Origin of the sequence: Paenibacillus sp. (assembly GCF_031177825.1) — a bacterium.
Taxonomy (GTDB): Bacteria; Bacillota; Bacilli; order Paenibacillales; family YIM-B00363; genus Paenibacillus_AE.
Genome location: NZ_JAPSKE010000005.1, coordinates 222,570 through 238,763, shown reverse-complemented (window position 1 = coordinate 238,763; position 16,194 = coordinate 222,570). Strand labels below are relative to the sequence as shown.

12 protein-coding genes are annotated in these 16,194 nt (G+C 60.0%); 11 read left to right on the top strand and 1 reads right to left on the bottom strand.

Translation table 11 applies throughout. The features are described 5' to 3' along the window. Window positions 1-18 precede the first annotated feature (18 nt). On the top strand, window positions 19-786 hold the full coding sequence (locus RIN49_RS08420) for a sugar phosphate isomerase/epimerase family protein (protein WP_309119724.1): 768 nt from the start codon (window positions 19-21) through the stop codon (window positions 784-786). Next, window positions 786-1,880 carry a Gfo/Idh/MocA family protein gene (locus RIN49_RS08415; RefSeq protein ID WP_309119723.1) on the top strand — a complete coding sequence of 365 codons (1,095 nt, stop codon included), beginning with the start codon at window positions 786-788 and terminating at the stop codon, window positions 1,878-1,880. The genes RIN49_RS08420 and RIN49_RS08415 overlap by 1 nt, the downstream gene beginning before the upstream one ends. Before the next feature lie 39 nt (window positions 1,881-1,919). Here RIN49_RS08415 and RIN49_RS08410 read toward each other — a convergent pair whose 3' ends face one another. Then, a complete protein-coding gene (locus RIN49_RS08410; RefSeq protein ID WP_309119722.1) occupies window positions 1,920-2,744 on the bottom strand; it encodes an AraC family transcriptional regulator in 825 nt (274 codons plus the stop codon). 197 nt (window positions 2,745-2,941) lie between these two features. Between RIN49_RS08410 and RIN49_RS08405 the strand changes: the two genes are divergently transcribed. The 9 genes from RIN49_RS08405 to RIN49_RS08365 all read left to right on the top strand — a co-directional run bounded on the left by RIN49_RS08405 (window position 2,942) and on the right by RIN49_RS08365 (window position 15,975). Beyond that, window positions 2,942-4,228, top strand: a complete 1,287-nt coding sequence (locus RIN49_RS08405; RefSeq protein WP_309119721.1) for a glycoside hydrolase family 140 protein — start codon at window positions 2,942-2,944, stop codon at window positions 4,226-4,228. After that, a complete protein-coding gene (locus RIN49_RS08400) occupies window positions 4,225-5,496 on the top strand; it encodes a ribulose-bisphosphate carboxylase large subunit family protein (RefSeq protein WP_309119720.1) in 1,272 nt (423 codons plus the stop codon). Before RIN49_RS08405 ends, RIN49_RS08400 begins: the two co-directional genes overlap by 4 nt. Before the next feature lie 17 nt (window positions 5,497-5,513). Beyond that, window positions 5,514-6,890, top strand: a complete 1,377-nt coding sequence (locus RIN49_RS08395; RefSeq protein WP_309119719.1) for a four-carbon acid sugar kinase family protein — start codon at window positions 5,514-5,516, stop codon at window positions 6,888-6,890. Further along, window positions 6,782-7,789: a phosphogluconate dehydrogenase C-terminal domain-containing protein gene (locus tag RIN49_RS08390; RefSeq protein ID WP_309119816.1), complete on the top strand. Its 1,008-nt coding sequence runs from the start codon at window positions 6,782-6,784 to the stop codon at window positions 7,787-7,789. Before RIN49_RS08395 ends, RIN49_RS08390 begins: the two co-directional genes overlap by 109 nt. Window positions 7,790-8,384: 595 nt before the next feature. Beyond that, a complete protein-coding gene (locus RIN49_RS08385) occupies window positions 8,385-10,415 on the top strand; it encodes a penicillin-binding transpeptidase domain-containing protein (RefSeq protein WP_309119718.1) in 2,031 nt (676 codons plus the stop codon). Further along, window positions 10,402-12,372 carry a peptidoglycan D,D-transpeptidase FtsI family protein gene (locus RIN49_RS08380; RefSeq protein ID WP_309119717.1) on the top strand — a complete coding sequence of 657 codons (1,971 nt, stop codon included), beginning with the start codon at window positions 10,402-10,404 and terminating at the stop codon, window positions 12,370-12,372. Before RIN49_RS08385 ends, RIN49_RS08380 begins: the two co-directional genes overlap by 14 nt. An 81-nt stretch (window positions 12,373-12,453) precedes the next feature. Beyond that, window positions 12,454-14,226, top strand: a complete 1,773-nt coding sequence (locus RIN49_RS08375; RefSeq protein ID WP_309119716.1) for a BlaR1 family beta-lactam sensor/signal transducer — start codon at window positions 12,454-12,456, stop codon at window positions 14,224-14,226. Between the two features lie 32 nt (window positions 14,227-14,258). Continuing rightward, window positions 14,259-14,642 (top strand): penicillinase repressor BlaI, encoded by a 384-nt coding sequence (gene blaI, locus RIN49_RS08370; protein WP_309119715.1) that lies wholly within the window; start codon window positions 14,259-14,261, stop codon window positions 14,640-14,642. A 67-nt stretch (window positions 14,643-14,709) separates the two neighbouring features. After that, window positions 14,710-15,975: a stalk domain-containing protein gene (locus RIN49_RS08365; protein ID WP_309119714.1), complete on the top strand. Its 1,266-nt coding sequence runs from the start codon at window positions 14,710-14,712 to the stop codon at window positions 15,973-15,975. Window positions 15,976-16,194 lie beyond the last annotated feature (219 nt).

Genomic DNA, 16,194 nt, shown 5'->3' with positions numbered 1-16,194 from the left:
GGAGCGTGCGCCTTTACGATGTCGAGACCTAAGCTTGGTTTGATCGAAATCGTTCGAGAAGAAGCGAAGCAAGACTTCTGGGGGACGATGCAGCGCGTCGCGGAGATCGGGTACGAAGGGATCGAAGGCGCAGGGGAGCTGCTGAACGGAGACGTCGAGGCGAATGTCGAGCGGTTTCGCGGATTGGGACTCCAAGTCGCGACGCACAGCGTCAATAAGGAGCAGCTGCGCGACGAGAAGCAGCTCGATCAGGTCATCCGGGAGGCGCATGCGCTGCAGACGAAGGACGTCACCTTCTGGTGGGACGTCGTCGACAACCGGGAACAGTTGCTTCGAGATGCTGAATTGTATAACAAAGCTGGCGCTCGACTTACGTCGGAGGGGCTCCGATTTTGCTATCACAACCATGCCCATGAGTTCACATACACATTCAACGGCCTATATTCGTTGGATATTTTGGCGGAGCATACGGATCCGAAACATCTGTACTTCCGCATGGACGTCGCCTGGATTACGATCGGCGGCGCCGATCCGGCGCACATCCTTCGCAAGATGGCGGGCCGCGTTCCGGCCATCCACTTGAAGGACGTCTATACTTTGGACGAAGAAAGAAAGTGGACCGCGGTAGGCACCGGCGTCGTGAAAATCAAGGAATCGATCGAAGCGGCGAAGGACATCGGAGTCGAATGGATGACGGTCGAACAAGACGAACTCCGCAATCTTACGGGCATCGAGACGGCGACGGTCAGCTATCTGAACTTGAAAGAAATGGGCTTGCTTCGGTAATGGATAAGATCAAGATCGGACTGGCGGGAGCGAGTTGGTTCGCGGACTTGTGGTATGTCCCGGTCCTATTGAAGCATCCGCATGTCGAGCTATCCTCGATCTGCAGCGGAAGCGGGGACAGCGCCAGACGGATGGCGGAAACGTACGGAATTCCTTCGGTATACGAGTCGTACGACGACATGTTCGAGCGAGCCTGCCTTGACGGCGTATGCATCGTGACCCCCAACGACGTTCATGCCGCGATCGCGACGGCCGCAATGGAGCGAGGGATTCACGTCATTAGCGAAAAGCCGCTGGCCGCGACGTTGGAAGAGGCAGCCGCGATGCTGCGCACGGCGGAACGGACGGGCGTCGTTCACGGATTGAACTTCACGTATCGCGAACACCCCGGCGTTCGCCGGATGAAGGCGATGGTGCAACGCGGCGAAATCGGCCGCCTGCGCTCGGGGCATTTCGAGTATACCGGCGATTACGGCGTATCGGGTCCCCCCGGGTGGCGCGGCTCCGCCGCTAGAGGAGGAATCGGCGGCGTACTAGGCGACTTAGGCTCGCATCTCATCGATTTGGCCGCGTTCGCGACTGGAGAGCGATTGACCGAGGTGGCCGCCGATGCGCGGTTCGCCTATCGCGATCAGTGGCCGGATGCGGCGGCGGACGAAGTCGTGTTCCTCGGACGCCACGAACGGGGAGCCACCGGTACGTTCCGCACAAGCTGGTTGGAACACCAAGGCCGGAACGGGCAGACGATCCGGATGACGTTGATCGGCGATCTGGGGAAGTTGGAATTCGCCGCCAGCCATCTGGGAGCAAGCTTGTCGCTCGCGAAGGCGAAACAAGCGGCCGTTCCGATCGATTTGTCGTCGGAGGTCGGGGCATGGAACGAAAACAACGTCCCGACGGAGGAGCTCTTCCGGCCTTGGAGAGTCACGGAACGCAATGAGATTTGGAAATGGATCGACCGGATTCGCGATCGCAAGGCGGGGGGAGAAGCGACTGATGCGGATGCTCCTACGTTCTTGGACGGATACTACGTTCAGGCGGTCATGGATGCCGTGATGGAATCGGCGGAACGTAAATGTTGGAAGGCGGTATAATGCCGCCTTTTTTTATCGCAATGTTGCGTCGATATCATCCTAAGAACCAGGCGAATGTTCCCTCCGCTTTTTCCGCCAAGCGCTAGGGCTCTCCCCGACCTTTTGTTTAAACATGCGGCTGAAATAATGCAGATTGGCGAAGCCGGTCGTCTCCGCGATGTCTTGAATCGGCATATCGGTCGTACCGAGGTAACTGATGGCGGCCTTCAAGCGAAGCTCCTGCAAATATTGGATCGGCGTAGCGCCGAACGTCTGCTTGAACAGTCGAATGACGTAGGAGGGCGTTAGATGGCAAATACTCGCGAGTTCTTCGATCGTAATGTTGTTTTTAAACGATCGTTCCATATAGCGAAGCGCGGTATACAGCTGCTTGTCGATCGCCGGCGTCGGTCGGACGTTGTCCGCCGGCGCGGAGACGGTGAGCTCCACGAGGAACAGCAGCTTCTGAATGTCCCATTCGAGCAGCCGATGCGCGGACGACGCGTGCAGCTCGCCGCGTTCGTACGTCTCGACGATCGACGAGACGCCGGCGATGCAGGCGGACAACGGCTGCGGCCACGATCGACTCGCGTCGCTCCGCGACTGTCTCTGATTCCAGTTCAGTACGGCGTCGTATTCGAGGAACGGCGCCGATTCCATATCCGTCTCCAGGTACCACCCCAAGATTTCGGGCGTTCGCGGCGTCACCCAGTGCGGCGTATTCGCCGGAATGAGCATGAGGCAAGGCGCCGGCAGCCGGTAGCTCCGGTCCATCCACTGCAATTCGGAATCTCCGGAATCGATATATAAAATTTCATCATACGGATGAACGCCCCCCGCGCCGGAAGGCTGCATCTTCAATGTGCCGTATTCTCGAATCCGCATAGCCGATCCCTCCCCGAAAGATGACGGCGATTTCAGTTTTGTGCAAACGACCGACTTTCCCCCCAATCTTATCAAGGAAGCCGCGCCCTCACAACCGGGGGCAAATTTGCGATTTCTACTAAATACGGCAGGGCTCGAACGATGCTATGCTTTCTCCAAAGCTCTATCGGGGCGGAAATTTCAGGGAGGAGAACCGTATGACCACGCAATTACGCATCGCCGAGACGAAGGACCGGTTCGTGTCGGACGGCAGGCCGTTGTTCTATTTGGCGGATACGGTCTGGAACGTATTCACGAACGCGGCGGAGGAGGAGTGGGAGGAGTATCTCCGCTTCCGGTCGGCCCAAGGCTTCAACGCCGTGCAAATCAGCGTGCTGCCGATCGAACACGACATGTCGTCCGCCGCGGACCGCATCTACCCGTTCGCCCTGCGCGCGGACGGGAGCTGGGATTTCTTCCAACCGAACGACGTTTATTTCGAAAAGGCCGCCCGGATGACCCGTCGCGCTCGCGAGTACGGGCTGACCCCCGCGCTCGTCCTGCTCTGGGCCAGCTTCGTGCCGGACACGTGGGCGGCGGGGTTCCGCCCGGAGCTCGTCATGCCGGAGGATGCGATCGAGGGCTACGTGACGTCCGTCGTACGGGCGCTCGGCGATACGGACCCGGTCTATCTCGTCAGCGGCGACACGAACTTCCCGTCGGAGGCGACGTTCCGCGCGTATCGGAGGGCGATGGAGACGCTGAAGCGGCTGCGGCCGGACGCCCTGACCACTTATCATCCGGTGCCGAGTCTCGAGCTCGACGCGTCGATCGTGAACGACCCGCTGCTAGACTTCTACATGTACCAGCAGGGGCATTCGCCGGATGCGCCGGCCTCCCGGAGCGCGAAGTACCACTACGGGCTGTCCGTGAAGCGGCCGATCGTCAACGGCGAGCCGCACTACGAAGGGATCGGCTACTTCAAGCAATACGGCCGCTTCGTCGCGGCCGACATCCGCCGTGCGTTCTGGCAGAGCGTCCTCTCCGGCGCCAAGGCCGGGTTCACGTACGGCGCGCACGGCGTCTGGTCCTGGCACGCGGCGGGGCAGCCGTTCACGAGCGAGGACCTGTGGGGCGCGCCGTGCGATTGGCGCACCGCGATGCGGTTCCAGGGGGCGCAGGACGTCGCGTTCTGCAAGTGGCTGTTCGAGACGTACGACCTGTTCGACCTCGAGCCGGCGAACGACTTGCTGCTCCGGCACGCCGAGGACGTCGCGCTCGCGATGACGCCCGACCGCCGGACGGCGGCGATCTATATGCCCCATAACCTGGGGGCGAAGATCGCGTTCGACTTCGGCGGCTACGAGTTCGCGATGATCGAGTTCGGCGGACGCAACGTCGTTCGGCCGCGGCCGTCGGTGCGGGACGGCGTTACGGAGTTCGGCGTGCACGGCTACAACGGCGACGCGTTGATCGTCGCCCGCCGGAGGGGAGGAGCGTCATGACGCGAGGCGACGCGAGAGGCGAAGTCGTCAAGGCGACGTATTGGATCGAGACGCCGTACGAGCTGCGGCGGGCGGCCGAGACGATGGCCGGCGAACAATCGACCGGCACGTTCGTACCCGTGCCGGGCGAGACGCCGGAGGTGAAGGCGCGCAGCGGCGCGGATATCGTCCGCATCGAGGAGCTGGAGCCGGCGAAGGCGCCCAGTCTGCCGGGGGCGCAGCCGCCGAAGAACGCCGACGGCTTGTATCGTCGGGGCATCGTGGAGCTGGAATTCCCGATGCACAACTTCGGGCCGTCGATTCCGAACCTGATGGCGACAATCGCGGGCAATCTCTACGAGCTGCGAGAGTTTAGCGGCTTGCGTCTGCTCGACGTAGAGCTTCCGGAATCGTTCAAGCGCCGCTATCCCGGTCCGAAGTTCGGGGTCGAGGGGACGCGCCGGCTCGCCGGCGTCTATGGCCGGCCGATCATCGGCACGATCGTGAAGCCGAGCATCGGACTGACCGTGGAGGAGCTTCGGCTCGTCGTGCGCGAGTTGGTCGAGGCGGGGCTGGATTTCATTAAGGACGACGAATTGAACGCGAATCCGACGTTCGCGCCGCTGGAAGACAAGGTGCGCGTCGTTATGGAAGAAATCGAGCGCCACGCGGACAAGACGGGCAAGAAGGCGATGTACGCGTTCAACATTACGGGCGACATCGACGAGCTGCGGCGAAACCACGACACGGTCGTGCGGCACGGCGGCACATGCGTCATGGTCAGCATTCAGAGCGTCGGGCTCGCGGGTCTCGCCTATTTGAACTCATTCAGCGAGGTGCCGATTCACGGTCATCGCAATCAGTGGGGGATGATGACCCGCTGCCCGGCGCTCGGCATGGAGTTCGCGGCGTATCAGAAGCTGTGCCGTCTGGCCGGCGCCGACCATCTGCACGTGAATGCGCTGGACAGCAAGTTTTACGAGTCGAACGAGTCCGTCATCCGCTCCGTGGAAGGCGTACGGACTCCGCTCTTCGGCGGCTACGCCTGCATGCCGGTGCTGTCCTCCGGGCAGTCGGCCGCGACGGCGGAGTCGACGTACCGGCGGCTCGGCACGTACGACCTGATGAATATCGCGGGCGGCGGCATCATGGCGCATCCGGGGGGACCGGCGAGCGGCGTCCGCAGCATGCAGCTCGCTTGGGAAGCGGCGATCGGGGGACTCGACCGCGAGGCGTTCGCGGCGGAGCACCTAGAGCTGCGGCAGGCGTTGGATACATTTTCGAAATAGAAAGGGGTGTGCCGTCCATGACGACATCGCCCGTAAGGCGATTGATCTCCTTCTACGGGGACGACTTCACCGGATCGACCGATTCCATGGAAGCGCTGATGCTCGGCGGCGTGAAGACGGCGCTCTTCCTGGAGCCGCCGACGCGGGAGCTGCTCGATCGGCGCTTCCCGGATTTGCAAGCCTTCGGCGTCGCCGGCGTGAGCCGCTCCATGACGCCGGCGGAGATGAAGCGGGAGCTCGCGCCCGTCTTCGCTTCGCTGCGGGACGCCGGCACGCCGGTCGTGCACTATAAGATGTGCTCGACGTTCGACTCCTCGCCGGACATCGGCAGCATCGGGAAGGCGGCGGAGCTCGGTCGGGCGGCGTTCGGCGGGGAGCGGCCGATCCCGATCCTCGTCGGTGCGCCGGCGTTGAAGCGGTATACGGTGTTCGGGAACCACTTCGCGACGGTAGGGGACGATACGTTCCGGCTCGACCGGCATCCGACGATGTCGCGCCATCCCGTTACGCCGATGGACGAAGCGGATTTGCGGCTGCATCTCGGGAAGCAGACGACGATGTCGATCGCGCTGATGGACCTTCTCGATCTCGACGGCGAAGAGGACACTGTGCGGGAGCGCCTGCGCCTGCGGCTCGCGGACCGTCCCGATCTCGTGTTGTTCGACGTGCTCGACGAGGCGCGCCTCGAGCGGGCGGGGAGCTTGATTTGGGAAGGCGCGCTCGGGGGAGGGCGGTTCGTGATCGGTTCCTCCGGCGTGGAATACGCGCTTACGGCGCATTGGCGCAGACAAGGGCTCATCGCTCCGGACGTCTCGCCGTTCCGGCGCGTCGGGCCCGCGAAGCAAATGTTCGCGGTGTCGGGCAGCTGCTCGCCCGTCACCGAAGCGCAGATTCGATACGCGCTGCGGAACGGCTTCGTCGGCATTCCGGTGGACGCGAACGGCTTCGCGGCGCCGGACGAGGCAGAGGCGTATCGGCATCGGCTGCTCGAGCGTTCGCTCGCGGCGCTGGCGCAGGGCGGCAGCCCGTTGCTGTACACCGCGTTGGGGCCGAACGGCCTCGAGACGGAGGCGCTGAAGCGCCGCATGGAGGCCGCGGGGCGAACGTCGCTCGATACGGGCCGCATGATCGGGGAGCAGCTCGGCAAGCTGACGCGCGAGGCGATCGAGCGGACGGGGCTTCCGCGGTTTCTCGCGGCCGGCGGCGATACGTCGGGCTACGTCGCACGCGAACTGGGCATTTATGCGCTGAGCTGTCTTATGCCGATCGCGCCCGGCGGTCCGCTCTGTCTCAGCTATGCTTACGATCCGCGCTTCGACGGCAAGGAGCTGGCGCTCAAGGGCGGCCAGGTCGGGCGGGAGGATTATTTCGTGCGCGTGCTGGAAGGCCGATAGAGGCGGACTTTTATACTACAACTTGGGATGGGGGAGGAACGAATACCATGCGTACTCAAAGCGTTGCGTTACTCGGCGCCGGCGGCAAGATGGGCTGCAGAATCGCGGACAACCTGAAGAAAGGCGATCGGCGCGTACATTACGTGGAGATCGGGGAGCGGGGCATCGCCCGGCTCGCGGAGCGCGGACTCCGCACGACGCCGCTCGAAGAGGCCGTCGCCGAAGCGGATATCGTCGTGCTGGCCATCCCGGACGTCGCGATCGGCGACGTCTCGGCGGGAATCGTGCCTAAGATGAAGTCCGGCGCCATGCTCGTGGCGCTGGACCCGGCCGCCGCCTATCTGGGGAAGCTGCCCGAGCGGGCGGATGTCGCATACTTCGTGGCGCATCCGTGTCATCCGCCGGTTTTCAACGACGAGACGACGCCGGAGGCGAAGAGCGACTTGTTCGGCGGCGTCGCCGCCAAGCAGGCGATCGTGTGCGCGTTGATGCAGGGACCGGAATCGGATTACGAGGTCGGCGAGCGGCTCGCCGCCGAGATGTATGCGCCGGTCATGCGGTCGCATCGGATTACGGTGGAGCAGATGGCGATCCTCGAACCGACGATGGCGGAGACGATCGGGGCGATGATGGCTACGCTGCTGGGCGAAGCGATGGACGAGGCGGTGCGGCGCGGCGTTCCGTACGAAGCCGCCAAGGACTTCATGCTAGGCCATATCAATATCGAGCTCGCCGTCGTCTTTAACCGGGTCAATCCGTTCTCGGACGCGTGCCTCGTCGCCATCGACTACGGCCGTCGGGCGATGATCAAGGAAAATTGGAAGCAGCTGTTCCGGCCGGAGAGCATTCGCGAGCAGATCGACGTCATGCTCCACCCGGAGAAGATGCAGAAGCTTTAATAAGGTAACGCGCCGTCGGGAGGCGGCGCGCTTTGTTTCTATGGGCGCGTGCAAATGGGGAGGCGCTCCTCAATTTTCGAGGCGGCATGCCCTAAAAATTTAGGAGGAGCTCCTCATTTCGCGCGTCGGCGGCGTGCGACGTGGACGCAACTGACGATAGAGTACAGGAAAGTTCCCTATTTTCGCCGCGCAAGGCATAAAGGGGCAAATAGGGAACATCAAATTTCCCTATTCGTGCTAGAAACGGACCTTACCGGCGATTTCGCGCGAAATAGGGAAAGTCGCTGTTCGCTATTCGGGCAAAACGCGGGGAGGGAGCGGAAATAGGGAAGGTTGATGTTCTCTATTTTCTTCGTTGAATCCGTCACTAATATCCGGTCCGGCAAGGTCGTGTAAGGAAAGGAACGCATGACGTAATCGGCGCCGCCGCGGAATCGCAGCTCCCGCTATTCGGCCGAACGTTGAGGTAGGACCTCCATCCTACCTCTCGTTCGGCTTTCGCATTGTCGCAGCGAGCGTTTCCGGCTCTGGACTTTGACACGAAGGGGCGATTTGTGTATTTTAAGACTACACGTGTAATCTATTAAGGAAGCGAGTGGTAGAGCTGAGACGGTACACTCTGTTATTGTGGCTCTTCTCCCTTTGGGTTCTAGCGAGTTGCGAGCAGAAAGCGAAACCGGAAGAAGTGTTCGCCGAGTACGTCGAGGATTGGCGACAGGGGCGATACGAGCGTATGTACGAATTGCTGGCGGAACCCGTGCAAGCCGCGCTTTCGAAAGAACAATTCGTGACCAGATATCGTTCCATCTATGAAGGAATCGGAATGACCCGGTTGGAGATTACGCCTGCGCCTATCGACGAAACGAAGACGGATGGCGGTCCCCTGGACAAACGGACGTACCCTTACCGGGTGGAGATGGATACGGTCGCGGGTCCGATCGCTTTCGAAGGCGTTGTCCCGATCTCGAAAAGCAAGGAAACGAACCATAAGTGGAAGGTGGATTGGAGCCCCTCGCTGCTCTTCCCGTCGATGGAAGAAGGGGATCGAGTGTTCGTCCGCAAGCGAAAGGCGGAACGGGGAACGATCTACGACGGCTTCGATCGGGAATTGGCCGCGAACGGCACCGTCGAAGTGCTCGGAATCGTTCCGGGCCAACTGGGCGAGGACAGGGAGCGAACCATCGCCGCGCTTGCGGAGAAGTTAGCGATACCCGAATCCGTCATCGTGGACAAGCTGTCGGCCCCATGGGTCGAAGACGATCTCTTCGTCCCGATCGTCAATATGACCTTGGAACGGCTGAAACACGATTACAGCGATCTTGGGGGGGTAACGATCCGCGAGGAGTCCACAAGGGTCTACCCGTACGGCGAGGCTGCCGCTCACCTCACCGGGTATATCCGACCGGTTACGGCGGAGGATCTGGAGAAACATGCGGGACGGTACGAACCAAACGATATGATCGGGAAAGCCGGTTTGGAACTCCTATACGAGCAACGGCTCAGGGGAAGAGACGGCGTCCAAATTGCAATCGTTCAGGCGGACGGGCAGCTAAGAAAGACGCTTGCCGAAGTCGCGGCGATGCCGGGGGAGGACATCCGGCTCACGATCGACGCCGAGCTTCAGCAGTCGATTTATTACTCGTTCGAGGGCGATGCGGGGACGGCGGCGGCCGTTCATCCGAAGAGCGGCGAAGTGTTTGCTTTGGTCAGCAGTCCGGCTTACGACCCGAACCTCTTCATCACGGGACTTTCGGCCGAACAGTGGACGTCTTGGAACGAGGACCCGAAGAAACCGCTGCTGAATCGGTTTACAAGTTTATACGTGCCCGGATCCGTCTTTAAACCGATCACCGCCTCCATCGGATTGAAGCTCGGCGTCAGCGCCGTCGACGAGATGAAAGCGATCGACGGATTGCGATGGACGAAGGACGAAAGTTGGGGCAGCTATTACGTGAAACGGGTAAGGGACGTACCGGTGGAAAGTTTGACGGACGCTATCGTGAATTCGGATAACATATACCTGGCGCAGGAGGCGTTGGAGATCGGCGCGGAACGATTCAGCCGAGAGGCGGGGAGATTCGGCTTCGACCGTCCCCTTCCGATTCCGTACCCCTTCCCCGTAGCGAGTTTATCCAACGACGGCATCGACAACGAGATTTTGTTGGCCGACTCCGCGTACGGGCAAGGGGAAGTGTTGATGAGCTCGCTTCATGTGGCCCTGGCGTATACTCCGTTCGTCAATAACGGAATGATGGTGAAGCCGGTTCTGGAATATTCGGACGGCGGGCCGTCGTTGGGCGAAGCTTGGGGGGAACCGATATTCGATTCGGAGACGGCCGCCGCGATGAACCGCATGCTGCTCGAAGTCGTGGAAAACCCGGCGGGGACGGGGCATCGAGCTTCGATCGACGGGCGCCGGATCGCGGGGAAGACGGGAACGGCCGAGTTAAAGAAGAGCAAGGGGGAAGCCGGGCAGGAGAACGGATGGTTCGTAGCTTACGAGGCGGAACGGGGGGAGCTGCTGCTGGCTGCGATGATCGAAGACGTGGGGAGCCGCGGCGGGAGCACTCATGTCGTGCGGAAGACGGCGAAGGTGCTCAAGGAGTATTTCCATGGACGGGAGTAAGGAGCGGCGCGGGCAGCAATACCAGAGACGGGACCTCGTACGCCGCATCAATCTCTTTTTCTTCGTTGTGTTCGGAATGTTTTGCATCCTAGTCGTCAAGCTGGCTCACGTTCAATTGGTGCAAGGAGAACATATGCGGGAGGCGGAGCAGCGGACGACGACAAGAACGGTTCCCATTCCCCCGATTCGGGGAGGGATCTTCGATGCCGCCGGGAGTCCTATCGCATACTCGGTCCCGACGCAAGCGCTCTACTTCACCTTGCTCCCGGGAATGAAAGCGGAGGACGCGGAGGCGCTTGCCGAACGATTGGAGGACGTCTTCGCGACCTACGGGGAGGAAGACGGAATGCTTCGATCGGAAGCGATAATGGAACAGATGGACCTCGGATCCGACCGCAGTTACGGGTACATGCCCCGGAAAATCAAACACGACTTGACGAAACGCGAAGTCGCTTACTTCATGTCGCACGCGGCGGAATACCCGCAGCTCGAGGTCGCCGAAGAAAGTATTCGGGCCTACGATGCATCGTCGATCGCCGTACAGCTCGTCGGATACTTAAAGACGTACGAAGCGGCGGTGCAAAGTTTGGATTTCTACAAGGACAAACAAAAGACGAACGATCCCTACACCCGGTATTTGGGGCATGAGTTAGTCGGCAACGACGGTCTCGAGCTGTTGTTTCAGGATCTGCTGCGAGGGAAGAACGGCATGAAGTCGGTCGCCGTCGACGCAGCCGGGCATATCGCCGGTCCTGCCGTCACGGTCTACCCGGAGAAAGGGGCGGACCTCTATTTGACGATCCATAAGCAGGTGCAACTGGAAACGGAGAAAGCGATCGCCGAGCATCTGTCTTATCTTCGAACCGCGCCCTTCGAAAGCGGAGACCGGGCCCCGTTCGCGCGAGCCGGTTATGCGGTCGCCATGGAGGTGGATACCGGGAAGGTCGTCGCCATGGCGAGTATTCCGGACTACGATCCTAACGTATGGCGGGGAGGGCGCATCGCTCAGGACGAATGGAGCGCGATCCACTCGATCGTCGGCAACGGCGCGATTCGGGAGACGTATCAGCAGTGGGAGTCCCAAGAGGAAGCGAATAAACACGCTTCGTCGTTGGTATTCCTCGGATCGACGCAGAAGCCGTTAACCGTATTGATCGGATTGGCGGAAGGATTGATTACGACGAATACGCAATACCGGGACGCCGGATCGTTCGCCTTCGGGAAGAAGGGAACGCATCGCGTCAGCGTAAGAAACGACGGAGGCCGGAGCCTAGGCCTCCTGGAACCGGCGACGGCGCTGCAGAAGTCGTCCAATGCGTTCATGGCGGAGATGATCGGCAACGCGCTCTATCTCCGCGACGGGAAGGAAGGCGTCGAAATTTGGGACCGATATATGAAGAGCTTCGGGCTAGGGGTGACGACGGGCAGCGGGCTGCTCGGGGAGCAGGCGGGGGTGGCGGGATACTTGGCCGAAGCCGACAACGCCAGCGCGCAGTCCGCGTTGATCTACGCATCGTTCGGGCAACAAGGGAAGTATACCGCGCTTCAACTTGCCCAATATGCGGCCGTTCTGGCCAACCGCGGCAAGCGCATAAAGCCCCAATTCGCGGAGAAAGCCGTGAATGCCGAGGGGGAGACGCTCCAAACCTTCGAACCCGTCGTGCTGAATGAAGTTCGGTTCCCCGAATCGTTCTGGGAGGAGATCGAAGCGGGAATGAAGAGTAACGTGCAAGGTTTCGACGGCGTGACCTATACGTTCCGTCGCAAGACCGGTACGTCGGAGCAAGACGTTAGCGGCGGTCGAGTGGAAAATGCGGTGTTCATCGGATACGCGCCTGCGGACAATCCGAAAGTAGCCGTGGCCGTCGTCGTCCCCGAAGGCGGCTACGGCGGTCGGGGAGCGGCGCCTATCGCGCGTAAAATCTTCGATGCGTATCAAGCCGTCTACGGATTTTAGGACGTCACAGGAAGAGGATCTTGTGGTAAGATTACCTCTGTAATCGTATTTGAGCGTGACGCACGAGAGGGGAAGCATGCTTTGTTTTATCCGCAGCTATTCGTCGGTTTCGTCGTTTCATCGATCACCGTCGCCGGAATATTGCTCTTAAAACGTATATTTCGCAGACAGCTCACCGCATTATGGCATTATAAACTTTGGTTTTTGCTCCCGATCGCCCTGACTCTCCCTATGCTGCCGCTCGACATGCTTCGCCTCGGAATCGAATGGTCCCTCCCGAAAGCCGCGCGGTCTGCCGGTACCGGCGCCTCGATCGCGGGGCCTGTAGGCCCTCCGGCGGGAGACGGGAACTGGCTGCAAGATTTTACGGTGTCCGTCGGCCGTACCTCGTCGGCGTTCCTGGATAGCGCCGTCGCCGGAGTTTGGCTCGCGGGCGTGCTTGCGTTGGCGGTACCGCTCCTTGGTTCCTGGTTAAAAATCGAGAAGCTGAAGAGAACCTCCCGCCGGGTGAACGACGAAGAAACTTTACGTCTGCTGGAGCAGTGCAAGAAGCATCTCGGCTTGTCGAAGCATTTCATCGTCTTGGAGTCGGCACTCGTGGTTTCCCCGATGCTGGTCGGGGTGGGCAGGACGTATTTGGTGTTCCCGCAACGTTACTACGAATGGCTTTCGGCGGAGGAAATCAAATATATTATGCTGCACGAGCTCATTCACTATAAACATAAGGATAATCTAACCGGCGTTCTGCTCGTCGCGTTTCAACTGTTATACTGGTATAACCCGCTTGTATGGCTCGCGTTCCGAAACATGCGGTTAGATCGGGAAATCGCGTGCGATCATGCCGTGCTCCGAACGCTAGACGACCGTTCGCACGCGAAGTACGGACATACGATGATCAATTTCGCGGAAAAGATGTCGCGCCCCCTGGATCTCGCGTGGGGAAATCGGTTCGCGAGCTCCAAGAAGCAGCTGAAGCGGCGGATCGAGAGAATAGCCGCCTATACCTCCGAGTCCGGCCGCCTAAGAAGGAAGAGTATCGCGGTGTTTCTGATCGCATCGGCTTTCGTTGCCTGTCAAGTTCCTCTCGCTTCCGTATTGGCCGTCGACGAGAACCGGTTCTCGTTCGCGGACGAGAAGGCGACCTACGAAGATTTGCGCACTTACTTCGCCGATTACGAGGGCAGCTTCGTAATGTACGACGCGCAGACCGATCGTTATACAATTTACAACAAATCCGGAAGCGAGCGGAGAGTTTCGCCCGATTCGACCTTTAAAATATATGGCGCGTTATTCGGGCTGGATTCCGGAGCGGTCGAAGCGGACCGTTCCACGCTCCGCTGGGATGGCAAGCTGCATCCTTACGACGCTTGGAATCGAGATCAGGACTTGTTCACGGCGATGAATCGTTCGGTGAACTGGTATTTTCAAGAGATCGATGCGCGAATCGGGCGGGATCGCATGCAAGCGTATTTGGAGCGGATCGGCTACGGGAACGCCGACTTATCTGACGGCGCCTCGCCGTTCTGGTTGGAATCGTCCTTGAAGATTTCCCCCGTGGAGCAGGTGCTGTTGTTGGAATCGTTCTACAGCAATCGATTCGAGTTTCGGGACGAGCATATCGAAACGGTAAAGGATGCGATTCGCTTGGACGAGAAGGGCGGCGCGCTCTTGTCCGGGAAGACCGGCACCGGCGCGGTGAACGGCAAGGAAGAGAGCGGTTGGTTCGTCGGTTATGTAGAGAAGGAAGGAAATACGTATTTCTTCGCGACGCACGTCGGGAGCGAGAATCGGGCGAACGGAAGCGCCGCGGCGGAAATCACGTTATCCATCTTAAGGGATAAAGGCATCTACTAACGCCGCACCGTTCGACAGGAGGGAAGATCGAGTTGACAAGAAGCGTGCCGAATATTTCGGAAGCGGAATGGGAAGTCATGAACGTGCTGTGGGACAAGGCGCCGCTCACGGCGAACGAGGTCGTCCATGCGCTGCAGGAAAAGACGGATTGGAAACCGAAGACGATCCGAACGTTGCTTGATCGGTTAGTGAAGAAGCAAGTCGTCGGCGTCGATCAAGCGCCGAAGGTATATACCTTCTTCCCGCTTTATTCGCGAAGCGAATGTCAGCATGCCGAAGCGCAGTCCTTCGTGAAACGAATTTACAGCGGAACGCTGAAGTCGATGCTGGTTCAATTTATTGAAGAGCGAACCTTGTCGGACGAGGAAATTCGAGAGCTCCGTTCCATTCTGAGCGACAAACCGAAACCAAACTGACCCAAGCCTCTTGGGTCTTATTTGCGATGCTCAACCACGAATTTTATATATCAGGAGTGTGCAGGACATGAAAAGTAGTTTCAGAGAAAAGGCCGCAACGCGCCTGGCAGCCGTTACCCTTGCCGTATGCGCCGGACTATGCGGCTCGGCGACGGCCCTGGCGCAAACCGGGGGACCCCCGGAGCAACCGGTTACGATCTTACTGGACGATTATCCTCTTCCGCTTCCTCTAGCGCCAAGCATCGTGGACGGTACGACGATGGTCCCCTTCCGCGCGATCTCCGAAGCGCTTGGGATTACGGTGGAGTGGCAAGAGGAGACGCGGTCGATCGCAGCGGCCGACCCGGCGGACGGCAAATTCGTCGAGCTGACATTAGGGTCGAACGTCGCTCGCGTCGACGGGATCGATACGGAACTGCGAGTCGCCCCGATGTCCGTCGACGGAGCTGCGCTCATCCCGCTCAGTTTCTTTAGCCAGCAGTTCGGGGCGAACGTGTCTTGGGATGCCGCGACGCGTACCGTGTCGATCGATTCGCCGCCCCGCGATCTCCGTACGATGGCATTCTATGCCATCTCCTCCTTCCGGGAAGCGTCGCTCGCTTCCTCGTTCGACGCCGTCGCTTTCGGTTGGGGCCGGATCGACGAGTCATCGAATTTTACGTTGGAAGGAAAGGACTTCTATTGGCCGGAGCCCGCGGGGGAAGTTACGCCTCAATCGCTTGTGGACGGCGTCTCCGAAGAGGGGAGCGATCCTTATTTCATGGTGTTCGCTTCGGACGTCGCCGGCGAACTGACGGCGATCTTGGAAGACGAAACGCTCGCGGAAGGGACGGTCGAGCGGATCGTGGACACTGCGGCGGAGCGCCGATTCGCCGGCGTACTGATCGACTTCGAAGGGCTGGGGCTGACCGGCGACGCGGAGGCGGTGCAGGCATTATATAATTCTTTCGTCCGGAAGCTCGCGTCGGCCACCGAAGCGAGAGGACTGCGCTTAGCGGTCGCGGTTCATCCGCCCAACGGCGCATATCGCGGTTACGATTATAAGACGCTTGCGACGTTATCCGACGAGATGATCGTCATGGCATACGCATACGAGGGCGAGAAGGGACCGGAACCGATGAAGCGCGTGGACGAAGCCATTCGTCAGACGTTGAACGACGTTCCGGCGGAGAAGCTTCTCCTTGGGATTTCCATGGGTAGCGAGAATGCCGACTCGTTAGGCGCGAAGATCGGATTGGCCAAGCGATATGGGTTGAAGGGAATCGCCATGTGGCGTCTTGGCTTGATCGGAGAGGAAGCCTCGCAAGTCATCCGCGCGGAAGTAAGGGAGTAGAACGAGGAAGGACGGTCGGCAAGGCCGAGAAAAACCGGCGGAATCGGTCGAACGTTCGCGCTACGTCCAAGCGAATCGTCCATATGGACGAATCCAATCGTTTTCCGGCTGTAAACGGCTTTGAAGATTCTAACGATCGTTCTTATAATTAGTTCATATGAACTTATAATTCGAATCTCGTCAATAAGAGACGCGGAGGTGGGACGGACATGGACGATG